This is a genomic window from Corynebacterium faecium (genome assembly GCF_027257105.1).
Taxonomy (GTDB): Bacteria; Actinomycetota; Actinomycetes; order Mycobacteriales; family Mycobacteriaceae; genus Corynebacterium; species Corynebacterium lehmanniae.
Map to the genome: position 1 here is coordinate 97,221 of NZ_JAPYJX010000004.1, position 22,307 is coordinate 119,527.

The 22,307-nt window shown below is 66.4% G+C and carries 22 protein-coding genes; 19 read left to right on the forward strand and 3 right to left on the reverse strand.

All coding sequences use genetic code 11. From position 1 onward, the window contains the following. The first annotated feature begins 109 nt into the window (after positions 1 to 109). The 16 genes from aspS (at position 110) to O5O53_RS05495 (ending at position 17,093) form a co-directional block, all read left to right on the forward strand. Positions 110 to 1,930, forward strand: coding sequence for an aspartate--tRNA ligase (gene aspS / locus O5O53_RS05420; RefSeq protein ID WP_269509650.1), 1,821 nt, complete (start codon positions 110 to 112; stop codon positions 1,928 to 1,930). A 7-nt stretch (positions 1,931 to 1,937) separates the two neighbouring features. Beyond that, complete coding sequence (locus tag O5O53_RS05425; RefSeq protein WP_269509653.1) at positions 1,938 to 3,200, forward strand: protein kinase family protein; 1,263 nt, start codon at positions 1,938 to 1,940, stop codon at positions 3,198 to 3,200. 11 nt (positions 3,201 to 3,211) lie between these two features. Further along, positions 3,212 to 4,573: a replication-associated recombination protein A gene (locus tag O5O53_RS05430; RefSeq protein WP_269509656.1), complete on the forward strand. Its 1,362-nt coding sequence runs from the start codon at positions 3,212 to 3,214 to the stop codon at positions 4,571 to 4,573. A 73-nt stretch (positions 4,574 to 4,646) separates the two neighbouring features. Next, positions 4,647 to 7,310 (forward strand): alanine--tRNA ligase, encoded by a 2,664-nt coding sequence (gene alaS, locus O5O53_RS05435; RefSeq protein WP_269509659.1) that lies wholly within the window; start codon positions 4,647 to 4,649, stop codon positions 7,308 to 7,310. 146 nt (positions 7,311 to 7,456) lie between these two features. Continuing rightward, the gene (gene ruvX / locus O5O53_RS05440) at positions 7,457 to 7,945 is read left to right on the forward strand and encodes a Holliday junction resolvase RuvX (RefSeq protein ID WP_269509662.1); all 489 of its coding nucleotides are present in this window, start codon (positions 7,457 to 7,459) and stop codon (positions 7,943 to 7,945) included. A 23-nt stretch (positions 7,946 to 7,968) separates the two neighbouring features. Then, on the forward strand, positions 7,969 to 9,096 hold the full coding sequence (locus tag O5O53_RS05445) for an endolytic transglycosylase MltG (protein ID WP_269510035.1): 1,128 nt from the start codon (positions 7,969 to 7,971) through the stop codon (positions 9,094 to 9,096). A 3-nt stretch (positions 9,097 to 9,099) separates the two neighbouring features. Continuing rightward, positions 9,100 to 9,918, forward strand: a complete 819-nt coding sequence (locus O5O53_RS05450; RefSeq protein WP_269509665.1) for a shikimate dehydrogenase — start codon at positions 9,100 to 9,102, stop codon at positions 9,916 to 9,918. A 10-nt stretch (positions 9,919 to 9,928) separates the two neighbouring features. Next, positions 9,929 to 10,354 carry a prepilin peptidase gene (locus O5O53_RS05455; protein WP_269509668.1) on the forward strand — a complete coding sequence of 142 codons (426 nt, stop codon included), beginning with the start codon at positions 9,929 to 9,931 and terminating at the stop codon, positions 10,352 to 10,354. A gap of 37 nt (positions 10,355 to 10,391) precedes the next feature. Then, the gene (gene aroC / locus O5O53_RS05460; protein ID WP_269509671.1) at positions 10,392 to 11,615 is read left to right on the forward strand and encodes a chorismate synthase; all 1,224 of its coding nucleotides are present in this window, start codon (positions 10,392 to 10,394) and stop codon (positions 11,613 to 11,615) included. Between the two features lie 191 nt (positions 11,616 to 11,806). Further along, a complete protein-coding gene (locus O5O53_RS05465; RefSeq protein WP_239306449.1) occupies positions 11,807 to 12,286 on the forward strand; it encodes a shikimate kinase in 480 nt (159 codons plus the stop codon). A gap of 24 nt (positions 12,287 to 12,310) precedes the next feature. Then, positions 12,311 to 13,363, forward strand: coding sequence for a 3-dehydroquinate synthase (aroB, locus tag O5O53_RS05470; RefSeq protein WP_269509674.1), 1,053 nt, complete (start codon positions 12,311 to 12,313; stop codon positions 13,361 to 13,363). Between the two features lie 2 nt (positions 13,364 to 13,365). Further along, a complete protein-coding gene (aroQ, locus tag O5O53_RS05475) occupies positions 13,366 to 13,800 on the forward strand; it encodes a type II 3-dehydroquinate dehydratase (RefSeq protein ID WP_239306408.1) in 435 nt (144 codons plus the stop codon). After that, the gene (locus O5O53_RS05480; protein ID WP_269509677.1) at positions 13,800 to 14,891 is read left to right on the forward strand and encodes a M24 family metallopeptidase; all 1,092 of its coding nucleotides are present in this window, start codon (positions 13,800 to 13,802) and stop codon (positions 14,889 to 14,891) included. The genes aroQ and O5O53_RS05480 overlap by 1 nt, the downstream gene beginning before the upstream one ends. Positions 14,892 to 14,942: 51 nt before the next feature. Then, complete coding sequence (efp, locus tag O5O53_RS05485) at positions 14,943 to 15,506, forward strand: elongation factor P (protein WP_181888509.1); 564 nt, start codon at positions 14,943 to 14,945, stop codon at positions 15,504 to 15,506. After that, the gene (nusB, locus tag O5O53_RS05490) at positions 15,506 to 16,138 is read left to right on the forward strand and encodes a transcription antitermination factor NusB (RefSeq protein ID WP_269509680.1); all 633 of its coding nucleotides are present in this window, start codon (positions 15,506 to 15,508) and stop codon (positions 16,136 to 16,138) included. Before efp ends, nusB begins: the two co-directional genes overlap by 1 nt. A 112-nt stretch (positions 16,139 to 16,250) precedes the next feature. Then, the gene (locus tag O5O53_RS05495; protein ID WP_269509683.1) at positions 16,251 to 17,093 is read left to right on the forward strand and encodes a PPK2 family polyphosphate kinase; all 843 of its coding nucleotides are present in this window, start codon (positions 16,251 to 16,253) and stop codon (positions 17,091 to 17,093) included. Here the strand turns inward: O5O53_RS05495 and O5O53_RS05500 are convergent. From O5O53_RS05500 to O5O53_RS05510, 3 genes are read right to left on the reverse strand one after another with little or no spacing between them, the layout of a single operon-like run. Continuing rightward, the gene (locus tag O5O53_RS05500; protein ID WP_269509686.1) at positions 17,090 to 17,572 is read right to left on the reverse strand and encodes a YbjN domain-containing protein; all 483 of its coding nucleotides are present in this window, start codon (positions 17,570 to 17,572) and stop codon (positions 17,090 to 17,092) included. The genes O5O53_RS05495 and O5O53_RS05500 overlap by 4 nt on opposite strands. Beyond that, positions 17,572 to 18,054 carry a YbjN domain-containing protein gene (locus O5O53_RS05505; protein ID WP_269509689.1) on the reverse strand — a complete coding sequence of 161 codons (483 nt, stop codon included), beginning with the start codon at positions 18,052 to 18,054 and terminating at the stop codon, positions 17,572 to 17,574. The genes O5O53_RS05500 and O5O53_RS05505 overlap by 1 nt, the downstream gene beginning before the upstream one ends. Then, positions 18,051 to 19,382: a TIGR01777 family oxidoreductase gene (locus O5O53_RS05510; protein ID WP_269509692.1), complete on the reverse strand. Its 1,332-nt coding sequence runs from the start codon at positions 19,380 to 19,382 to the stop codon at positions 18,051 to 18,053. The genes O5O53_RS05505 and O5O53_RS05510 overlap by 4 nt, the downstream gene beginning before the upstream one ends. Before the next feature lie 130 nt (positions 19,383 to 19,512). Here O5O53_RS05510 and pyrR point away from each other — a divergent pair, with 130 nt between their 5' ends. The 3 genes from pyrR to O5O53_RS05525 are packed head-to-tail and all read left to right on the forward strand — an operon-like array spanning position 19,513 to position 22,304. After that, positions 19,513 to 20,073, forward strand: coding sequence for a bifunctional pyr operon transcriptional regulator/uracil phosphoribosyltransferase PyrR (gene pyrR / locus O5O53_RS05515; protein WP_181888503.1), 561 nt, complete (start codon positions 19,513 to 19,515; stop codon positions 20,071 to 20,073). Further along, complete coding sequence (locus O5O53_RS05520) at positions 20,074 to 21,024, forward strand: aspartate carbamoyltransferase catalytic subunit (RefSeq protein WP_269509695.1); 951 nt, start codon at positions 20,074 to 20,076, stop codon at positions 21,022 to 21,024. It abuts the gene before it with no gap. Continuing rightward, positions 21,021 to 22,304, forward strand: coding sequence for a dihydroorotase (locus O5O53_RS05525; RefSeq protein WP_269509698.1), 1,284 nt, complete (start codon positions 21,021 to 21,023; stop codon positions 22,302 to 22,304). The genes O5O53_RS05520 and O5O53_RS05525 overlap by 4 nt, the downstream gene beginning before the upstream one ends. Positions 22,305 to 22,307 lie beyond the last annotated feature (3 nt).

A 22,307-nucleotide genomic window follows, 5' to 3' on the forward strand; every position in this document is an offset into this window, starting at 1 on the left:
TTGGCGCCTGTGTCACCCCAGCAGCGAGAGGGGCCGGGCGCACTGCGACGAGACGGCGGGTAAACTTTTACAGGTTAGATTTGCCATCACGTGGAAGGACGTGGATACCTTGCTGCGCACTCACCTTGCGGGGAACCTGAATAAAGAACTGGACGGCCAAACTGTGACGCTCACCGGCTGGGTGGCCCGTCGTCGCGACCATGGCGGCGTGATCTTTATCGACCTGCGCGATCGCTCTGGCTTGGCCCAGGTGGTCTTCCGCGAGTCCGAGGTGGCCGAGGCTGCGCACGACCTGCGCAGCGAGTACGTCATCCAGGTCACCGGCACCGTCGAGCCGCGCCCGGAGGGGTCCGCCAACCCGAATTTGGCCTCCGGCGAGATTGAGGTCAACGTCACCGACTTGAAGGTGCTCAACAAGGCCGCGGCCCTGCCGTTCCAGATCGAGGACGCTTCCTCCAGCGAGGTCGGCGAGGAAGCCCGCCTGCGCTACCGCTACCTGGACTTGCGCCGCGAGCGCCAGGCGAGGGCGATTCGTCTTCGCGCGAAGGCGAACCAGGCTGCCCGCCGCGTGCTGGACAGCCACGACTTCACTGAGATTGAAACGCCGACGCTGACCCGTTCCACCCCGGAGGGCGCACGCGACTTTTTGGTGCCGGCTCGTTTGAAGCCGGGCTCCTGGTACGCCCTGCCGCAGTCGCCACAGTTGTTCAAGCAGCTGCTCATGGTGGCGGGCATGGAGCGCTACTACCAGCTGGCGCGCTGCTACCGCGACGAGGATTTCCGTGCGGACCGCCAGCCGGAGTTCACCCAGCTGGACGTTGAGGCCAGCTTCGTGGACCAGGACGACATCATCAAGCTCGCCGAGGAGATCTTGGTCGAGCTGTGGAAGCTGATCGGCTACGACATCCAGACGCCGATCCCGCGCATGACCTACAAGGAAGCGATGGAGAAGTACGGCTCCGACAAGCCGGACCTGCGCTTCGACATCCCGCTGGTGGAGTGCACCGAGTTTTTCAAGGACACCACCTTCCGCGTGTTCAAGGCCGAGTACGTCGGCGCTGTGGTCATGGACGGCGGCGCTTCCCAGCCGCGTCGCCAGCTCGACGCGTGGCAGGAGTGGGCGAAGCAGCGCGGCGCGAAGGGCCTGGCGTACATCCTTGTGCAGGAGGACGGCGAGCTGACCGGCCCGGTGGCCAAGAACATCACCGAAGAGGAGAAGGCCGGCATTGCCGCGCACGTGGGCGCAAAACCGGGCGACTGCATCTTCTTCGCGGCAGGTGAGACGAAGGCGTCCCGCGCGCTGCTGGGTGCAGCCCGCGGCGAGATCGCCCGGAAGCTGGACCTGATCAAGGACGGCGACTGGGCGTTCACCTGGGTCGTCGACGCGCCGCTGTTCGAGCCGGCCGCGGATGCGACGGCCTCCGGCGATGTCGCTCTCGGCCACTCCAAGTGGACCGCCGTCCACCACGCTTTCACCTCCCCGAAGCCGGAGTACCTGGACAACTTCGAGGAGAACCCGGGCGAGGCGCTCGCATACGCTTACGACATTGTCTGTAACGGCAACGAAATCGGCGGCGGTTCAATCCGTATCCACGAGCACGACGTGCAGAAGCGCGTGTTCGAGGTCATGGGCATCACCGACGAGGAAGCGGACGAGAAGTTCGGCTTCCTGCTGGACGCGTTCCAGTACGGCGCCCCGCCGCACGGCGGCATCGCCTTCGGCTGGGACCGCATCGTGTCCCTACTCGGCGGCTTCGAGTCCATCCGCGACGTCATCGCCTTCCCGAAGTCGGGCGGCGGCGTCGATCCGCTGACGGATGCTCCGGCGCCGATCCCGGCGGAGCAGCGCAAGGAGACCGGCGTGGACTTCAAGCCGAAGAAGGACGCCGAAGCACAGGGCGGCGAGGCCGGGGCCGGCGACGAAAAGTAGGCCAGCGATGGGCGATACGCAGGAGATCATCCGCGCAGCCGCCGACATACTGACCAAGCGCTACGGCGGCGAGCAGCAGCTTGTCGACGTCGAAAGGCTCGACGGCTCAGGGCTTGCGGACGTGTTCCGGGCACGTGTTGTGAACAACCCGTTTTTCCAGCACCGTTCGGTGGTGGTGAAGCACTCGCCGGCTACTGGCGACGAGCTGGCGGATGCGGCGTTTCTGCGCGAGACTGTGGCCTACCAGTTCGCCACCTCTCTGAGTGAAGATGCGCGCCCGGGCCCGGTGTTGCTGGGCTACGACACTGCGCAGCGCATCCTGATCATCTCGGATTTGGGCGACGGTCGAACGTTTGCAGACCTGTTGCAGGACGTCGACGCGGACACGCACGTTGATCTTCTCCGCCGGCTCGGCCGGGCGCTGGGCAAGATGCACGCGGGCACCGCGGACGACGAAGACGCGTTCAATGTGCTCTTTCAACGCATGACGCGTTCCAGAAAGAACGCGGCGAATCTGCAGCTGCTCAGAGACCGGTTGTTGCCGCACCGCATCCGTATCGGCGTGGAGTTCCTGGAGCGGGCTGGAATCGACATTCCTGGCGAGGTCCGGTTCGCCGCCACGAACGTGCGTACCCGGCTACTGCGCGGCGGGATGCGTGCGTTCACGCCGTTCGACTTGACGCCGGACAACATCATCCAGACCGGCAACTCGTTCCATTTCCTGGATTACGAGTGGGCGGGTTATAGGGACGTCACGTTTGATGTGGCGTTTGTGGTTGCCCGCTTCCCGGTGTTTCTTGCGGCGCAGCCGTTCAACGCCGCCGCCACCGAGGCGTTCATCGACGCGTGGGTGAGCGAGGTGCGCGGCATCTGGCCGAGCGTGGAGCACCCGGATACGTTGCAGGCGCGGATTACTGCGGGGCTCATCGGCTGGGCGATGAGCAGCGTGGCCATGCTGGATCCGGTGAGCCCAGCCGAGTTGGTGGAACACGACGCCAAGCTCAAGGAGGACTTCGAGGCTGCTGGCCTTGACGTGTCCGACCTGGGTCCGTTGGAAGCGAGCGCCGAAACCGAAGAACACTCTGCGGACTACGCCGGAGATGTGCTGCGGCCGCACTCGCAGGGGCCGTTTACCGCCGATGAGGCGCTGGTGCGCCGGGACTTGCGCGAGACGTTCGAGTCCCTCGCCGCGTTCGCGGGCACCGGCAAGGACCCCGCGTACCGCACGATAAGCGAGTTCGCGCAAACGCTGGCTGAGCGCTTGCGCTAAGAGAGGTGCGCGTGGAACAAGAGGGACTATTCGCTGCAGCAGGCGGCAACAACAGCCGCGGCGATTCCGGCAACCGCGGCACCGCCTTTTTTGAGGCGGGGGCGTCCGCGCCGTTGGCCGCGCGCATGCGGCCGCGGACCCTCGACGAGATCGCGGGCCAACGCCACCTGCTCAGCGAGGGTAAACCGTTGCGCAGGCTTATCGACGGCTCCGGGGCCGCCTCCGTGATCCTCTACGGCCCGCCGGGGACCGGCAAGACCACGATCGCCTCGCTGATCGCGTCTGCGATGGGGCAGAACTTCGTCGCGCTCTCGGCGCTGTCTTCTGGCGTGAAAGAGGTGCGTGCCGTCATCGACGAGGCGCGCAGGGATCTGATCCGCGGGGAGAAGACGGTGCTGTTCATCGACGAGGTGCACCGTTTTTCCAAGACGCAGCAGGATGCGCTGCTCGCCGCCGTGGAAAACCGCACCGTGCTGCTTGTCGCGGCGACCACGGAAAACCCGAGCTTCAGCGTGGTTGCGCCGCTTTTGTCGCGCTCGCTGCTGCTGAAGCTGGAGTCCCTCGATGCGGAGGACTTGGGCAGGGTGCTCGACCGGGCGATGGCGGACGAGCGCGGATTCAACGGCGCATTCAAGCTTGACGACGCCGCACGGGACCAACTTGTCCTCCTCGCCGGCGGCGATGCACGCCGCGCGCTGACCTACTTGGAGGCCGCGGCCGAAGCGGTGCAGCCGGGGGAGACAATCACCGTCGACACTGTCAAGGAAAACGTCAACCGTGCGGTAGTGCGCTACGACCGCGACGGCGACCAACACTACGACATCGTCAGCGCGTTCATCAAATCCATCCGCGGCTCCGACGTGGATGCCGCACTGCACTATCTCGCGCGGATGATCGAGGCGGGGGAGGACCCGCGGTTTATCGCCCGGCGCCTTGTCATCCACGCATCCGAAGATATCGGCATGGCGGACCCGACCGCGCTGCAGACCGCCAACGCGGCGGCGAACGCAGTGCAGTTCATCGGCATGCCGGAAGGCAGGCTGGCGCTCGCGCAGGCGACGATTCATTTGGCCACGGCGCCGAAGTCGCCCTCGGTGATCCAGTCGATCGACCGGGCCTTGGCGGACGTGCGCGCGGGACACGCCCCGCCGGTGCCGGCGCACCTGCGTGACGGGCACTACGAAGGGGCGAAGGCCATGGGCAATGCGGTGGGCTATGTCTATCCGCATGATGATCCTTTGGGCGTCGTGAAGCAGCAGTACATGCCCGACGGCCTCGAAGACGCCGTGTACTACGAACCCACCGACCACGGGGCGGAGCGGCGCATCAAGGACTACATCGGGCGGCTGAGGGACCTCGTCCGCGGGCGGTGACACCTGGCGGCGTCGAGGCGCGGGGTAGAGTAAGCGCGGATAAAAACCGGCGCTGCTGAAAGGACAATCACGCGTGCAGACCCATGAGATCCGAGAGCGGTTCACCAACCACTTCGTCGAGGCGGGACACACCCCGGTGCCCAGCGCTCCGCTGATTCTGGACGATCCGACGCTGCTGTTCGTCAACGCCGGCATGGTGCCGTTCAAGCCGTACTTTTTGGGCGACCAGACTCCGGATTTCGCAAACGGCACCGCCACATCCATCCAGAAGTGCGTGCGCACCCTGGACATCGAGGAAGTGGGCATCACCACCCGCCACAACACGTTTTTCCAGATGGCCGGCAACTTCTCCTTCGGCCAGTACTTCAAGGAAGGCGCGATCACGCACGCCTGGACCCTGCTCACCGGCGCTGTCGAGGACGGCGGGCTGGGCCTGGACCCGGAGCGCCTGTGGGTGACCGTCTACTTGGACGACGACGAGGCCGCCTCGATCTGGCGCGACAAGATCGGCATTCCGGAAGAGCGGATCCAGCGCATGGGCATGGAAGACAACTTCTGGTCCATGGGTATCCCCGGCCCCTGCGGCCCGTGCTCGGAGATCTACTACGACCGCGGCCCGGAATACGGCGTCGAGGGCGGCCCGGTCGCCGACGACAACCGCTACATGGAGATCTGGAACCTCGTGTTCATGGAGTCCATCCGCGGCGAGGGCGACAAGAAGGGCAACTTCGATATCATCGGTGAGCTGCCGCAGAAGAACATCGATACCGGCATGGGCATCGAGCGCGTCGCTTGCATCCTGCAGGGCGTGGACAACGTCTACGAGACCGACCTTTTGCGCCCCGTCATCGATGCTGCTGTGGAGCTGACCGGCGCGAAGTACGACGCCGGAAACAAGGACGACGACGTGCGCTTCCGCGTCGTCGCCGACCACGCACGTACCGGCATGATGATCATCCTCGACGGCGTGACCCCGTCCAACGAGGGCCGCGGCTACATCCTGCGCCGTCTGCTGCGCCGCATCATCCGCTCCGCGCGCCTGCTGGGCGCGACCGGCCCGGTCATGGAGACGCTGATGAACACCATCATGGACACGATGACCCCGTCGTTCCCGGAGATCGCCGACAACCGCGAGCGCATCCTGCGCGTGGCGGTAGCCGAGGAGAAGGCGTTCTCCAAGACACTTGAGGCGGGCACCTCGCGTTTCGACGAAGCCGCCTCCGCCGTCTCCGCATCCGGCGCCAAGGTCCTGCCGGGCGCGCAAGCCTTCGAGCTGCACGACACCTACGGTTTCCCGATCGACCTGACCGTGGAGATGGCCCGCGAGGCTGGCCTGGACGTGGACATGGACGCCTTCAACGCCGCTATGCAGGAGCAGCGCGAGCGCGCCAAGGCCGACAACAAGGCGAAGAAGCACCGCAACGTGGACGAGTCGCTCTACCGCGAGTGGGTGGACGCGAACCCGACCGAGTTCGTGGGCTACGACCAGCTCACCCACGACGCGAAGGTGATCGGCCTGGTGCGCGGCGGCGAGAAGGTCGGCGAGGTCGCCCAAGGCGACGAGGTCGAGGTCATCCTGGATGTGACCCCGATGTACGCGGAGTCCGGCGGCCAGATGGCCGACCGCGGCCGCCTGCTCATGGGCGACACCATCCTCAACGTCAACGACGTGCAGCGAGTGGGCAAGAAGCTGTGGCTGCACAAGGCCACGGTGCAAAACGGCGGGCTCGATCTGGGCTCCACCGTCACCGCCGAGGTGGACGAGGCGTGGCGCCACGGCGCGCGCCAGGCGCACTCCGCGACCCACCTGATCCACGCCGCGATCCGCCAGGTGCTCGGCCCCACCGCAGTCCAGGCTGGTTCCTTGAACAAGCCGGGTTACCTGCGCTTCGACTTCAACTACACCGACCAGCTCACGGACGCGCAGCTCGAGGAAATCGCCACCATCACCAACCAGGCGGTGGACGCGGACTTCGCGGTCAACACCATTGAGACCTCTCTGGACCATGCGAAGGAGATGGGCGCGATGGCGCTGTTCGGCGAGAGCTACGGCGACACCGTGCGCGTGGTGGAGATCGGCGGGCCGTTCTCCATCGAGCTGTGCGGCGGCACTCACGTCGAGCATGCCTCGCAGATCGGCCCGGTGGCCGTCCTCGGCGAATCCTCCGTCGGCTCCGGCGCCCGCCGCATCGAGGCGTACTCCGGCATGGACTCCTTCAAGTTCCTGTCCAAGGAGGCCGCGCTCGCGTCCGGCCTGGCTGCGGAGCTGAAGGCACCGACCGAGGAGCTGCCGGACCGGATCGCCCAGTTGACCGAGCGCCTGCGCGCGGCCGAGAAGGAGATTGAGAACCTGCACCGTCAGCAGCTTCTGGCCTCGACTGCCAACCTGGCGGATGAGGCGCAGACGGTCGGCGTGCACCGAGTCGTCGCAAAGCAGCTGCCCGAAGGCATCACCACCGGCGACCTGCGCACGATCGCCAACGACCTGCGGGGCAAGCTGCAGGCAGAAGACGCAGTGATCGTGCTGCTGTCCCAGGTGGACGGCAAGGTGTCGCTGGCCGCAGCCGCGACGCCGCAGGCCGTTCAGTCCGGCGTGAAGGCCGGCGACCTGGTCAAGCTGATCGGCCAGTACGTCGACGGCAAGGGCGGCGGAAAGCCGGACTTGGCGCAGGGCACCGGCGCAAACCCGGCCGGAATCGAGGACGCGCTGCGCGCAGTGCGTGAGTCGCTCGCCTGACAACCAGCGCTGTAATGCGTGACACGCCGAAGAAGCGCCCCGCCGGTTCCACAGGAAACGGTTAGGTTTAACTAAGGCCAGTTAACCGCCCCGCCGGTAACCGGTCTGTTGTTTACGTAGCCGTCGAAGGTGGAAAGGACACACGGATGAAGGTGCAGCCAGACACCCCGGGGGTTGAAGACCCGGGGCAGGGCCGCCGCATCGGCATCGATGTGGGCACCGTCCGCATCGGCGTGGCCTCCTCCGACAAGGACGCGACGCTGGCCACCCCGGTGGAAACGGTTCGCCGGGTCACCGGGTTCAAGGACCGCGACGGCGAAGACATCGAGCGTTTGCTTGAGCTTATCGACGAGCTCGACGCCGTGGAGGTCGTTGTCGGACTGCCGTCGAACCTCAACGGCGACGGCTCCAAGAGCGTCAAGCACGCCAAAGAAATCGCGTTCCGCATCAAGCGGCGCAGCGACGTGCCGGTGAAAATGGCGGACGAGCGACTGACCACGGTCGCCGCCACGCACGCGCTGCGAGTTTCAGGCGTGCGTGAAAAGGACGCGCGCGCCGTGATCGACCAGGCGGCGGCGGTGGAGATTCTGCAATCATGGCTGGACGGCCGCAAGAACTACCTCAAGGAGAATTAACCGTGACCCCACGACAAGCCGCCATGCGGCGCACACGGAGCACCGCGGTGCTGGTTGCTTCGCTCCTGCTGATCATCGGCTTGATCGCCTGGATTGCCATCGCCCGCGGCAACAACGTGTCCGACTACGAGGGCGCGGGCAACGGTGAAGAGCAGGTAGTGCAGATCAAGGAAGGCGCGAGCCTTTCCGCCCTCGGCCCCGAGCTGGAAGAGCGCGGCATCGTCGCCTCCGACAACGCGTTCCAGACCGCCGCGGCGAACAACCCGAACGCGGACAACATCCAGCCCGGTTTCTACCGCCTGCAGGGCGAGATGAGCGCCGACTCTGCTGTGGAGGCGCTGCTTGACCCGCAGCAGCGTGTCACGCCGCTGCAGGTCTACGGCGGCGCGACCCTGATGGACATCAACATCCTCGGCGGACAGAAGCGCCTGGGCATCCTCACCATGATCCAGCAGTCCGCCTGCGGCGAGAAGCCGGCGCCGGACTGCGTGAAGTTGGAGGACCTGAACAAGGTCGCCGCAGAGGCGGATCCAGAAGCTCTCGGCGTGCCTGAGTGGGCGCGCGAGACGGTGGCTGGCCGTGCTGGCGACGCGAAACGGCTCGAGGGCCTGATCGCTCCGGGCGAGTACATCATCGACCCGCACGCGAGTGCCGAAGAGATCCTCACGGACCTGATCACCCGTTCCGCCAAGCAGTACGAATCCACCGACATTGTCGGCCGCGCCAAGGCTGTCGGCTTGACCCCGTACGAGTTGCTCACCGCAGCGTCGCTGGTTGAGCGCGAGGCCCCGGCGGGCGAGTTCGACAAGGTTGCGCGCGTCATCCTCAACCGCCTGGACGAGCCGATGCGCCTGGAGTTCGACTCCACGGTCAACTACGGGCTGCCGTCCGTCGAGGTCGCCACCACCGACGAGGACCGCGGCCGCGTCACCCCGTGGAACACCTACGCCATGGACGGTCTGCCGCAGACCCCGATTGCGTCGCCGTCGATCGAGGCAATTGAGGCGATGGAGCACCCGGCCGAAGGCAACTGGCTGTTCTTTGTCACCGTGGACAAGGACGGCACGACGATCTTCAACGACACGTTCGAGCAGCACCTCAACGACACCCAGCGTGCGGTGGACTCCGGCGTGCTGGACTCGCAGCGCTAGCTCATGGAGATCACCCACCGCGCGGCCGTCCTCGGCTCGCCGATCGAGCACTCGCTATCCCCGGTGCTGCATGGTGCCGGGTATGAGGCGGCGGGCCTGGACGGCTGGGAGTACACCCGGATCCTCTGCGAGGCCGGCGAGCTGCCCCGGATCGTGGGGGAGGCGGATCAGTCTTTCCGCGGCTTCTCGGTGACCATGCCGTGCAAGTTCGCCGCGCTGGATTTTGCGGATGAGGTGACCGACCGTGCGCAGCAGATCGGTTCCGCCAACACACTGACGCGTATCGACGGCGGCTGGCGCGCCGACAACACCGACTGCGAAGGAGCCCTGGTCGCTCTGCAGGAGCTGCTGGGAGAAGCCCCGGTAAAACGAGCAGTCCTGGTCGGTGCCGGCGGTACCGCCCGTGCCGTGATGTGGGCGCTGCGCGAGCTCGGCTGCGAGCAGGTGACCGTGGTCAACCGCTCGGATCGCGCAGCGGAATACGTGGAGCTGGCGCAGGGCATGGACGTGTCCTTCTGCAGCTTCGATGCGGACCTTGAGGCGATCGCCTTGGAGGCTGACGTTGTCGCCTCCACCGTCCCCGCGGATGCGTTGGAGCAGCACGCTAAGTCGCTTGGTCATGCCCCGGTGCTCGACGTGATTTACAACCCGTGGCCGACGCCGCTGGCCGTTCGCGCGGCCTCGAACGGCTACCCGGTGGTGGGCGGGCTGTCCATGCTGGCGGGGCAGTCCTACGCCCAGTTCGAGCAGTTCACCGGCGTTGACGCTCCGCGCGAGGCGATGCGTGAGGCGCTGTTGCGCCACTGGGAGCAGTCCCACTAGTCTCGCCTGCATGGGGATCGGGGGATTCGCCGCTTATGCGGCAGGGGGAGTCTTTCTTGCGTGGACGGCGCTTCTGTGCGCCTTTGACATCCGCGAGCGCAGGCTGCCGGACGCGCTGACAGTGCCGCCAGCCGTCGCGGCTACTGGCGCGTGCTTGTTCTATCCGCCTCTGGTGTGGGGGTTCATGTGGCCGGCGTGGTACCTGATGGTCGGGCGGGGCATTGGTGGGGGAGACATCAAGCTTGCGGCACCGCTCGGCGTAGCTTGCGCGGCCGTCGGCGGGCCCTTCGGAGTAGTCGCCGGGTTCGGGCTATCCGGCCTACTCACCGTGGGTGCGGCAGGAGTGTGCGGAAGGCGCTCGGTGCCGCATGGGCCATCCATGTTGTGCGCTGTGTGGGTGCTGTTTCCTTTTTTGTGTATGTATTCGGGGGTTTGAGGGCCGAATTTGGCGAGGCTTGTGCAAGAATGTCGCCATGCTTCGTTGGACAACGGCCGGGGAGTCGCACGGCCAAGCCCTCATTGCGTTAGTGGAAAACGCGCCGGCTGGATTGCCGGTGCGCAAGGAAGACATCGCCCACCAGCTGGCGCGCCGCCGGCTCGGATACGGGCGTGGAGCACGCATGAAGTTCGAGGCCGATGAGCTTACGCTTCTCACCGGCGTGGTCCACGGGACCTCCATCGGCAGCCCCATCACCATTCAGATCGGCAACACCGAGTGGCCGAAGTGGACCACGATCATGTCCGCGGAACCCGTGGACATGGAGGACCCGGTGGTGGCGAAGGCCATGTCGTCCGGGCGCGGAGCGTCGCTGACCCGCCCGCGCCCGGGCCACGCAGACTTCGCGGGCATGATCAAGTACGGCTTCGACTCCGCCCGTCCGGTGCTCGAGCGCTCGTCCGCGCGCGAGACCGCGGCGCGCGTGGCGGCTGCGACTGTGGCCCGTAGCTTCCTGCGCGAAACCCTCGGTGTGGAGGTGTTCTCGCACGTGATCTCCATCGGCGAGTCCGCCCCGTACGCAGGGCCGCACCCGAGCTTCGAGGACATTGAGGCTATCGACGCCTCCCCGGTCCGCGCCTACGACAAAGAAGCGGAGGCGGACATGGTCGCCCGCATCGAGGCTGCGAAGAAGGACGGGGACACCCTCGGCGGCGTTGTCGAGGTCATCGTGGACGGTTTGCCGGTCGGCCTGGGCTCGCACGTCTCCGGCGAACGCCGCCTTGACGCGCGCCTGGCTGGCGCGCTGATGGGCATCCAGTCTGTGAAGGGTGTCGAGGTCGGCGACGGTTTCGAGGAGGCCCGCCGCCGGGGTTCGCAGGCGCACGACGAGATGGTGCGCGGGCAGGGCGGCGTGACACGTTCAACGAACCGTGCCGGCGGCCTCGAGGGCGGCATGACCAACGGCGAGCAGTTGCGCGTGCGTGCGGCCATGAAGCCGATTTCGACTGTCCCGCGCGCGCTGAAGACCGTGGACATGTCCACCGGGGAAGCCGCCACCGGCATTCACCAGCGTTCGGACGTGTGCGCGGTGCCCGCTGGTGGAGTCGTCGCTGAGGCGATGGTGGCGCTGGTGCTCGCGCAAGCCGTGTCGGAGAAGTTCGGCGGCGATACTGTGGATGAGGTTCGACGCAACGTGGAGGCGTACCGCGCGTACGCGGCGGTGCGGCTCGCGTTCGCCCAAGAGGAGGATTTGGCATGACCACTCCGGCCGGGGCATCCCCGGCAGATATTGTCAACGATTTGGTGCACGGTCTCGCTCCGGAAGACGCGCGCGCTGATGGCGCGGACAGCGCAACACCGTTCGACGAGAACGATGCGCCGAGTGCGACCGAACTCGTCACTGCGGCGCCTGCGTTGGTGCACTCCGCGCCGCGTGTTGTGCTAGTGGGCATGCCGGGTGCGGGCAAGTCGACGATTGGCCGGCGGATCGCCAGCGCACTGAACCTGCCCATCGTGGACTCCGATCTCCTCATGGAGCAGGGCGAGGGCAAGGCCTGCGGCGAGTTGTACTCGGAGCTCGGCGAGGACACCTTCCGCGAGCTCGAGGTGGGCTACGTGGCCCGCGCGCTCGCCACCGGCGGGGTGGTCAGCCTCGGCGGCGGCGCGATTGTCACCGAAGAGGTGCGCACGCTCCTGCAGCGCCACACCGTGGTGTGGATCGACGTCACCGCCGAGGAAGGAATTCGCCGCACGGCGGAGGATGCGTCGCGTCCGGTGCTCGACGGCGAGGACCGCGAACAGCGCTACCGGGACCTTTTGGAGCAGCGAGAGTCCTTCTACCGGGAGGTCTCCAGCTTCCGCGTGCGCACGGACGAGCGCCCACCGCAGCGTGTGGTGGCGGAAGTCCTCGGGTTCATTGACGTGGATTAGCCCTGCGGGAGAAAGGCGAGGCGCATGGCTGTAGTTGAGGTGACGGGGCAAAGCCCGTACGCGGTCAATATCGGGCGCGGCAACCTGGGCCAGGCGGCTCAGCGCGTCGCACAGGTCGGCGCGCGCCGCGCACTCGTCGTGCACCAGGCGCCGCTGGTTGATGCCGCGCGCGAGCTTGCGCAGCAGCTTGAGTCCGCCGGTGTGGAGCCGGTGGCGGTGTGCGTGCCGGATGCGGAAGCGGGCAAGGACCTGGCTGTGCTTTCCAGTCTGTGGGACACCCTCGGCGCGCACAGCTTTTCCCGCCAGGATGTCGTTGTCGGCCTCGGCGGCGGCGCAGTGACGGATCTTGCCGGCTTCGCCGCGGCGACGTGGATGCGCGGCATCAAGGTCGTGCAGGTGCCCACCACGCTTCTGGCCATGGTGGATGCGGCCGTCGGCGGCAAGACCGGCATAAACACGGCGGCTGGCAAGAACCTCGTCGGGGCGTTCCACGAGCCGGACAGTGTGTTCATCGACCTCGCCCGCATCGACACCCTTCCTGAAACGGAGGTGGTCTCAGGCTCCGCCGAGCTGATCAAGACCGGCTTTATTGCGGACCCGCGCATTTTGGAGCTCTACCAGGACGGCGCCGAGCACCACTGGCCGGAGCTGGTGCGCCGTTCCGTGGCGGTGAAGGCGAGTGTTGTCGGGCAGGACCTCAAGGAGTCCGGCCTGCGCGAGATTCTCAACTACGGCCACACCCTCGGCCACGCCATTGAACGCCGCGAGAACTACACCTGGCGCCACGGCAACGCGGTCGCGGTGGGCATGATGTTCGTCGCCCACCTGGCATTGGGCAGGAAGCTTATCGACGCATCCTTGGTCGCCCTCCACGAAGAAATCCTGACAAAGGCGGGCCTTCCCACCCGTTACGAGGCGGGCGCGTTCGACGAGCTGCACGACGCGATGCTGCTGGACAAAAAGAACCGCGACGGGCGTATCCGCTTCGTCGTCCTCGACGGGTTGGGCTCGGCCACCAGGCTGGAGGACGCGACGGTGGAGGAGATGCGCGCGGCGTACGAGGCGATTTCGGAGTAGCGATGAAGATTCTGGTGGTAAACGGGCCAAACTTGAACAGGCTGGGCAAGCGGCAGCCGGAGATCTACGGGTCGGTGACACTGGCAGACGTCGAGAAGCAATTGTGTGAGCGCGGCGGCGAGCTCGGCGTGGAGGTGGAGTGCCGCCAGTCCAACCACGAGGGCGAGCTGATCGACTGGGTGCACGAGGCGGCGGATAACGGGTGGGCCGTGGTGATCAATCCCGGCGGATTTACCCATACCTCAGTCGCGCTGCGCGACGCGCTGGTAGAACTGAAAGATCACCACGGCTTTATCGAGGTGCACATTTCCAACGTGCACGCGCGCGAGCCGTTTCGGGCGCACTCCTACCTTTCGCCGATCGCCGAAGGCGTCATTGCGGGGCTGGGGGTGGACGGCTACCGGCTCGCGCTCGAGTACTACGCAAGGAGGCTCTAATGGCATTGGCAGACACCCGTTTTGAGGACCGTCGCCGCAAACTGTCCACGAAGCTGGCGGAGCGCCGCATCGACGACATGCTGGTCACCCACCTGACCCACGTGCGCTACCTGTCTGGCTTCTCCGGGTCGAACGGAGCGATGCTGGTGTCGAAGGACCGCACCGCCGCAATTGCCACCGACGGGCGCTACACCACCCAGATCGGCGAGGAAGTGCCGGACATTGCGGCCACCATCGAGCGCAACGTCGGCGTGGCCATGCTGTCCAAGGCCGCCGAGGGGCACCGCGTGGGCTTTGAAGCCGACTACGTTTCGGTTGCCCAGCTGGAGAAGCTGCGCGAGGCGTGCCCCGAGGGGGTCACTCTCGTGCCTGTCAGCGGGGTGATCGAGGAGATCCGTCTGATCAAGGACAACCTGGAACTCACGCGCTTGACGGAGGCTGCGGAGCTGACGGTGCAGGCGATCGACGCAGTGTTGGACGCCGGCGAGCTGCGCGCCGGCCGCACCGAGCGGGAAGTCGCGGCGGACCTGGAACACCGCATGCGCGTGCTCGGCGCGGAGCGCGTCAGCTTCGACACCATCGTTGCTTCCGGGCCGAACTCGGCGAAGCCGCACCATAGCGCCGGCGACCGGGTGATCGCGGAGGGCGATCTGGTCACCATCGATTTCGGCATGCACCGCCTCGGCTTCAACTCGGACATGACCCGCACGTTCGCGATCGGGGAGATCGGCTCCCTCGAGCGAGAGATCTACGAGGTCACCCTCGCTTCCCAGCTCGCGGGAGTGAAGGCGGCGGTGCCGGGGACGAAGCTTGTGGACGTGGACAAGGCCTGCCGCGACGTGATCGAGGAGGCCGGATACGGCGAGTACTTCGTGCACTCCACCGGCCACGGAGTGGGCCTGGACGTGCACGAGGCTCCCAGCGCGGCAAAGACCGGTTCGGGCGTGCTCGAGGAGGGCATGACCTTGACCATCGAGCCCGGCATCTACATCCCGGGCAAGGCCGGCGTGCGTATTGAGGACACGCTCATCATCACCTCGGCGGCGCCGAAGGTGATCACGGAGTACACCAAGGAACTGACAGTGCTGTAACATTGCTGTGTTTGCACACGCCCCGATACTCCCAGGAGGAAGGTACTTACCATGGCAACTACCGCCGATTTCAAGAACGGCCTGGTGCTGAAGAACGAAGGCAAGCTGCAGCAGATCATCGAGTTCCAGCACGTCAAGCCCGGCAAGGGCCCGGCGTTCGTGCGCACCAAGCTCAAGGACGTTGTCACCGGCAAGACCGTGGACAAGACCTGGAACGCTGGTGTGAAGGTGGAGACCGCAACCGTTGACCGACGCGACATGACCTACCTGTACAACGACGGCACCAACTACGTTGTCATGGACGACAAGACGTTCGAGCAGTACGAGCTGCCGGCAGACAAGTTCGGCGATGCCGCTCGCTTCCTGCTGGAGAACATGCGCGTGCAGGTTTCCTTCCACGAGGGCGAGGCGCTGTTCGCCGAGCTGCCGATCTCTGTGGACCTGAAGATCGAGCAGACCGAGCCGGGCCTGCAGGGCGACCGCTCCACCGGCGGCACCAAGCCGGCAACCCTGGAGACCGGTGCTGAGATCCAGGTGCCGCTGTTCCTGGAGACTGGCAACGTGGTCAAGGTGGACACCCGCACCGGCGAGTACCTGTCTCGCGTGAACAACTAATGCCCGATTACAAACGACACGGCGCGCGCTACCGTGCGCGTCGCCGGGCAGTAGACATCCTTTTCGAGGCGGAGACCCGCGACATCGACCCGGTCTCCATCGTGGAGGACCGCGCCCAGCTGTCCCAGGACCCGCTCAACGCAGTCGCGCCGGTGGCGGATTACACCCGCACCATCGTGGCGGGTGCGGCGGAGAAGCTGGACGACCTCGACGATGCCATTGAGCGCCACCTTTCCGAGGACTGGGAGCTGTTCCGTCTGCCAGCCGTAGACCGTCAGATTCTCCGCGTCGCGGCGTGGGAGATTCTGTTCAACGACGAGGTGGATGCGCCGGTCTCAATCGCCGAGGGCGTGGAGATGGCCGCGGAGTACTCCGGCGCACAGGCCGCGCCCTACATCAACGTTGTGCTCGACGGTATCGCGCAGCGGGCGGCTTCCAACTCACCGTTTGCCGGCGAGGGCGCGGAAGACGCCTACCCGGTAGAGGACGAGAGTGCCCCCACCGATGAGCACTCGGAGGACTCCGGGCTGGAGCAGGCGGAGGACACCGACGCAGCCACGGCCCGCGAGATCGCCGAGTCCACCGAAGACTTGGAGGCCGGGGAACGGGCGACGGACGGGACCCGCGGCTAGTACCGGGCCCGGCAGAAAGTCGAGTAGAGGAGGTCGAGTACACGCCCATTGAGCGGCATACTCGACCTCCTTTACTCGACTTCCAGACCGAACACCACCGAAAGGAAGCGACATGTCGAAGCTCACCGTTGAGGAAGCCAAGCAGTTTTTCGTCGGTCCCGAGTACCAGCTCGCGGACGTGGACCCAGCTGCGACACCGGGGGTGTCGGACGTGGACGACGCGTTCCACGACTACGACGACGACCTTGATGAGCTGCAGGAGATGCTCTTCGCCAACGGACGCGCCGGCAACGAGGACGCCGGTTCGATCCTGCTGGTGCTGCAGGGCATGGACACCGCCGGCAAGGGCGGCATCGTCCGCAACGTCATCGGGGCGACCATGGACCTGCAGGGCGTGCGTGTCCAGGGATTCGGGCGCCCGACGGAGGAGGAAGCCGCCCACGATTTCTTGTGGCGCTTCACCCCGCACCTGCCCAAGCCGGGGCAGATCGCGGTGTTCGACCGCTCGCACTACGAGGACGTGCTGGTGCAGCGCGTGAAGCAGATGGCGCCGCCGGAGGAGATCGAGCGCCGCTACGGCGCGATCGTGGAGTTCGAGAACGAGCTCGCGGCGCGCGGCACGAAGATCATCAAGGTGATGCCGCACATCTCGCGCGAGTTCCAGGCGGAAAACCTGAAAAAGCGCATCGAGCGCGCCGACAAGCACTGGAAGTACAACCCTTCCGACATCGACGACCGTAAGCTGTGGAGCCAGTTCATGGCCGCTTACCAGATCGCAATGACGCGCACGTCCACAGAGGTCGCGCCGTGGTACTGCATTCCTTCCGACAACAAGACGTACTGCCGCACGGTGGTCAAGGCGTTGCTTTTCGACGCGCTGAAGTCGCTCAACCTCGAGTGGCCTGCCGCCGACTTCGACCCCGAGGTCGAGCTGGAGCGTCTGGCGAACTCCTAGTCGGCGGAGTTCGCGCTGTCCTCGCCGTCAGCCGGCGCGACGCCGGCGGCCTCGGCCTGCTTCTGAATCTCGCCGACCAGTGCGCGCATCGCGTCCTGGGTGGCCAGCACGCCGTCGACGGCGGCCTTGAGCGAGTTTGAGAGCTGGTCGTCCGCGAGCCCCGCGCCAACCTGGATCTCGGACTCGGTGCGCACGACGAGGTTCTCGGTCCGGTTGACCACCAGTGCGCGCGCGTCCAGGTAGGAGCTGTTGACCTGGTTCGCCGCCAGGTACAACGTGGCGTCAGGCGTGTCGGCCGGGGTGTCTGTGACGGAGTCCGCGCGGACGATGAGCACGGAATCCAGCAGCACGAACAGCAGGTTGTAGCCGTTGACGTTGGCGTGGCCCGCGCGGCCCGAGGGGTCGTCGGCAACCTCCACGTCGTGGCCGGCCATGGCCTTGATAACGCGGTCGATGGTCACGAGTGTTGCGTTGCTCATTACTGCGGCTCCTCCCAGGTGACAACGGTGGGGAAAGTGTTCTTCAAAAAGTCGAAGGCCTGCAAGGTGGTGTCGATGGAGCTGGCGATGAACGCGCCGAGCTGGTTGAACGACGCGCCCTCAGTGATGCGCATCGAGCGGATCGCGCTGATGGCCAGCTGGTCCTCACCGCGCTCGAAGAAGCGCAGGGTGGGCGCGAAGTGCGTTTGGTTGTGCTCGTTGCACGCGTAGAGCACCTTCGGCGCCATCTCGCGGGGGAACTCGCCGCGCCACAGCGCCTCGAACACGAGGTGGTCGCCGTCGATGACGACCGCAATGGCGGCGTTAATGAAGCCGGAACGCACCAGCTGGTCTTCGATGCGGTACTCGAGGTCTTCCTCCTCGAAGATCGCTGCGACGGCCTCGGGCGTGACCTTCTCGGTCACGTTGCGTTCGGGGTGCTCGCTCGGCTGGACGGGCTCTTCGGTTTGATCTGTAGTCACGCCTGCGAGACTAGCAGCTGCTCGCGGCCCAACTCGTGGCGCAGGGCTGCGTCGAGGCTGGGGTAGCGCAGCCGCCAGCCGTGCTCGGCCGCCACGGTGGGCAAGACACGTTGGTCCGCCAGCGCGAGCTCGTGCGCGCCCTCTTTGCCCAGCAGCAGTTTCGGGCCGAACGTCGGGATGGAAAACAGGTCCGGCCGGCGCAGCAGGCGGGCGAGGGTGGCAGACATCTCGGCGTTGGTCACCGGCTCTGGCGCCGTGGCGTTGACGGGCCCGGACACCGTGCCGTCCAGCAGAGCGCGGACGTAGAAGTCGGTCAGGTCGTCCAGCGCCACCCAGCTCATCCAGAAATCGCCGCGGCCGAACTGCGCGGTGAGCCCCGCGTTGACGCTGGCCTTGAGCACCGGCAACAGCCCGCCAGCGCTGGACAGCGCCAGCCCGGTGCGGATGTGCACGCTGCGTACCCCGTCGACATTGGCGGCGTGCTCCCAGGCGTCGCAGACCTCGGCCAAGAACCCCTCGCCGGGCCCGTCAGCCTCGGTGCGTGGAACGCTGCCAGCATCTGTCCCGTAGTACCCCACCGCCGAGGCGCCGACGAAGACTTCCACTCCCGAGTCCGCGGCGAGGTGGGCGAGTTTGCGGGTGGGCTCCACGCGAGAGTCACGGATTTTGCGCTTCTTTTCCTCGGTGAACCGGCCCATGATGGTCTCGCCCGCGAGGTGGATCACCCCGTCGACGCCGGCTAGCAGGTCGGGCGCCGGGTTGTTCATGTCCCAGTGCCTCTCACCGGGACCTGCCTTTCCGCGCACCAGCGGGATCACGGTGTGCCCGGCGGTGGTCAGCTGCGCGCGTAGGTGGGTGCCGACGAGGCCGCTGGAGCCGGTCATGGCCACCGTCTTCGGGGCGGCGTGAGGCAGGGAAGCAATGAACCGCAGGTCCTCCACCAACTGGCGCTGGCGGTAAGCCCAGGCGGGGCGGAGCGCGGCTTCTGGGATGCGGGCGCTGACGTCGTCGATAAGCAATGTGCCCTCGCTTACGTCCTCGAAGCGGTGCACATGGCGCCAACCGGTGGCCGCGCGCACCGGCTGGTTCGCGGCGACGTCGGTGAACTGGTGGCCCCCGACGTAGCCGTCGGAGAGGTGGCGCGCGACCCACTTTTGGCCCACGGGGAGGCGGAACACTGTGGTGCCGCTGCGTATCGACGCCGCTTCGCTTGCCACCCGCATCGGCAGGAACCCGGGGGTAAGGCGGGTGACCGCGCCTGGGCGGGTGTGCCAGCGCCAGACGGTGTCGCGGTCGAAGGGGAGGGTGTACTCAGCGTGGATGCCCATGGAATCCTTCCCGGTTTATACGCGCAGATGCTAAGGTGAAACCCGGTCCCAAGACTACACACGGCCCCGGCAGGCGGGGCCGGTTCGAAATCCTTTAAATTCCGCACTGTGAGGCGGGGAAGGAGGTTCGATGAGTGAGAACGAACGGTCGACCGTTGAGTTGCTGAACGCTCAAGACGTCGGCCGCACTGTTGCACGCATCGCGCACCAGATCATCGAGAAAACGGCGTTGGACGATGAGACCAGCCCGCAGGTTGTGCTGCTGGGAATTCCGTCCGGGGGAGTGCCGCTGGCGCAGCGCATCGCTGAGGCCGTTGAAGAATTTTCCGGGGTGGCGATCCCCGTGGGCAGCTTGGACGTGACGCTGTACCGCGACGACTTGCGCAACCGCCCCCACCGCGCCCTGCGGCCCACCAACATCCCGGTGGACATTGACGGGGCAGTGGTCATCCTTGTCGACGACGTGCTGTACTCCGGCCGCACGATCCGCGCGGCGCTGGATTCCTTGCGCGACATCGGCCGCCCCGCAGCCATCCAGCTGGCGGTGCTGGTGGACCGCGGCCACAGAGAACTGCCCATCCGCGCGGACTACGTGGGCAAAAACATCCCCACCTCGAAGGACGAGGACGTCACCGTGTCGCTGACGCCGCTCGATGCCGAGGACCGGGTCACGCTGGCTAGGGAGGCGTAAATGAAGCACCTGATCGACATCGCGGACCTTTCCCGCGAGGAAATTGTCGGCCTGATGGACGAGGCGGACCGCTTCCGCGAAGCCCTGGACGGCCGCGAGATAAAAAAGCTGCCCACCCTGCGCGGTCGCACCGTGATGACGCTGTTCTACGAAAACTCCACCCGTACCCGGTCCTCGTTTGAGACCGCGGGCAAGTGGATGAGCGCGGACGTGATCAACCTGTCCGCGTCCTCGTCCTCGGTGAAGAAGGGCGAGTCGCTCAAAGACACCGCGGCCACCCTCGAGGCTATCGGCGCGGACGCGATCATCATGCGCCACCCGGCCTCGGGCGCGTCGCAGCTTCTGCGCAAGTGGCTGCCGGAAACCAGCATCATCAACGCCGGCGACGGCCAACACCAGCACCCCACCCAGGCGCTTTTGGACGCGGTGACTATGCGCCAGCACATCGGCGACGTGGCCGGCAAGACCGTGCTCATCGTCGGCGACATCTTGCACTCGCGCGTGGCGCGGTCCAACGTGGACCTGCTGCACACCCTCGGCGCCGAGGTTGTGCTGGTGGCCCCGCCGACGCTTCTGCCCACCGGCGTGCAGTACTGGCCGGCACGTGTGTCGCACGACTTCGACGCGGAGGTCGAGCAGGCGGACGTGGTGATGATGCTGCGTGTGCAGGCTGAGCGCATGCACGGCGGGTTCTTCCCGTCGCACCGCGAGTACGCCACCCTGTACGGGCTGAGCAAGGACCGCGCGAACCGCATGAAGGATTCGGCGCTGATCATGCACCCGGGCCCGATGCTGCGCGGCATGGAAATCAACTTCGACGTCGCGGACCGCGACAACGCCGTGGTGCTGGGCCAGGTGTCCAACGGTGTCTACACCCGCATGGCCGTGCTGTTTACGCTGCTCGCCAGCTCAGGAGAGCAGGGCGGCAACGAGGAAGGAGCCAGCAAGTGACCACGCTCGCTTTGAACAACGTCCGCCCGTACGGCGAGGACGTGACCAACATTCTCATCGACGTCGCCGACGGCGTGATCGACTCAATCGGGGAGAACCCCTTCGACGACGCGGACGAGGTTATGGACTGCGAAGGCAACGTGCTGCTGCCGGGCCTGGTGGACATGCACGTGCACCTGCGCGAGCCGGGCCGCGAGGACACCGAGACCATCGCCACCGGCTCCGACGCCGCGGCCAAGGGCGGGTTCACCGCCGTGTTCACCATGGCGAACACCAACCCGGTGATCGACCAGCCTTTCCTCGCCGAGGCGGTGTGGGCGAAGGGCCAGGAGTACGGCAAGTGCGACGTCTACCCGGTCGGCTCCATCTCCCAGGGGCTGAAGGGCGAGCAGCTCACCGAGATCGGGCTGATGTCCCGCAGCGGCGTGCGTATGTTCTCCGACGACGGCAAGTGCGTCAACGACCCGCAGCTGATGCGCCGCGCCATCGAGTACGCCAAGGCGCACGACGTGGTGCTCGCGCAGCACGCCGAGGACCACCGCATGACGGAAGGCGCGTCCGCCCACGAGGGCGATCAGGCCGCGCGCCTGGGCCTGCGTGGCTGGCCGCGCGTGGCGGAGGAGTCCATTGTGGCCCGCGACGCGATCATGACCCGCGACTACGGCGGCCGCTACCACCTGTGCCACGCTTCTACCGAGGGCACCGTGGAGCTTCTGCGCTTTGCCAAGAACCAGGGCATCGACGTCACCGCTGAGGTCACGCCGCACCACCTGATGCTCACCGACGAGAAGCTGGACACCTACGACGGCCTGTTCCGCGTGAACCCGCCGCTGCGCGAGGCGCGCGACGCTGAGGCGCTCAAGCAGGCGCTTCTCGACGGCACCGTCGACGTGGTCGCCACCGACCACGCCCCGCACGGTTCCGAAGACAAGTGCGTGGAGTTCGAAAACGCCAAGCCCGGCATGCTCGGCCTGGAGACCTCCCTTGCCGTGGTACACCGCATCTTCGTCGAGCCGGGGCTGGCCGATTGGCGCTTCGTGGCCAAGGTCATGAGCGAGCGGCCGGCCGAGATCCTGCGCCTGAAAGACCAGGGCCGCCCGATCAACGTCGGCGAGCCGGCCAACCTGGTGCTGGTGGACCCGCAATCGCCGTGGACCGCCCACGGCGACGAGATGGCGTCCAAGGCATCGAACACCCCGTACGAAGGCATCGAATTTTCCGCCCGCGTGGTTGGCACCTGGCTGCGCGGCACCCAAACCTACGACGCGAAGAAGGCGTAAACC

Excerpts from the sequence above, each read along its gene's own strand:
- O5O53_RS05510 (WP_269509692.1), bottom strand. The coding sequence starts at position 19,382 with ATGGGCATCCACGCTGAGTACACCCTCCCCTTCGACCGCGACACCGTC.
- O5O53_RS05445 (WP_269510035.1), top strand. The coding sequence starts at position 7,969 with ATGCGGCGCACACGGAGCACCGCGGTGCTGGTTGCTTCGCTCCTGCTG.
- O5O53_RS05425 (WP_269509653.1), top strand. The coding sequence starts at position 1,938 with ATGGGCGATACGCAGGAGATCATCCGCGCAGCCGCCGACATACTGACC.
- O5O53_RS05455 (WP_269509668.1), top strand. The coding sequence starts at position 9,929 with ATGGGGATCGGGGGATTCGCCGCTTATGCGGCAGGGGGAGTCTTTCTT.
- O5O53_RS05495 (WP_269509683.1), top strand. The coding sequence starts at position 16,251 with ATGTCGAAGCTCACCGTTGAGGAAGCCAAGCAGTTTTTCGTCGGTCCC.
- efp (WP_181888509.1), top strand. The coding sequence starts at position 14,943 with ATGGCAACTACCGCCGATTTCAAGAACGGCCTGGTGCTGAAGAACGAA.
- O5O53_RS05520 (WP_269509695.1), top strand. The coding sequence starts at position 20,074 with ATGAAGCACCTGATCGACATCGCGGACCTTTCCCGCGAGGAAATTGTC.
- O5O53_RS05450 (WP_269509665.1), top strand. The coding sequence starts at position 9,100 with ATGGAGATCACCCACCGCGCGGCCGTCCTCGGCTCGCCGATCGAGCAC.
- pyrR (WP_181888503.1), top strand. The coding sequence starts at position 19,513 with ATGAGTGAGAACGAACGGTCGACCGTTGAGTTGCTGAACGCTCAAGAC.
- O5O53_RS05500 (WP_269509686.1), bottom strand. The coding sequence starts at position 17,572 with ATGAGCAACGCAACACTCGTGACCATCGACCGCGTTATCAAGGCCATG.
- O5O53_RS05480 (WP_269509677.1), top strand. The coding sequence starts at position 13,800 with ATGGCATTGGCAGACACCCGTTTTGAGGACCGTCGCCGCAAACTGTCC.
- O5O53_RS05465 (WP_239306449.1), top strand. The coding sequence starts at position 11,807 with ATGCCGGGTGCGGGCAAGTCGACGATTGGCCGGCGGATCGCCAGCGCA.
- ruvX (WP_269509662.1), top strand. The coding sequence starts at position 7,457 with ATGAAGGTGCAGCCAGACACCCCGGGGGTTGAAGACCCGGGGCAGGGC.
- aroC (WP_269509671.1), top strand. The coding sequence starts at position 10,392 with ATGCTTCGTTGGACAACGGCCGGGGAGTCGCACGGCCAAGCCCTCATT.
- nusB (WP_269509680.1), top strand. The coding sequence starts at position 15,506 with ATGCCCGATTACAAACGACACGGCGCGCGCTACCGTGCGCGTCGCCGG.
- aroB (WP_269509674.1), top strand. The coding sequence starts at position 12,311 with ATGGCTGTAGTTGAGGTGACGGGGCAAAGCCCGTACGCGGTCAATATC.
- aroQ (WP_239306408.1), top strand. The coding sequence starts at position 13,366 with ATGAAGATTCTGGTGGTAAACGGGCCAAACTTGAACAGGCTGGGCAAG.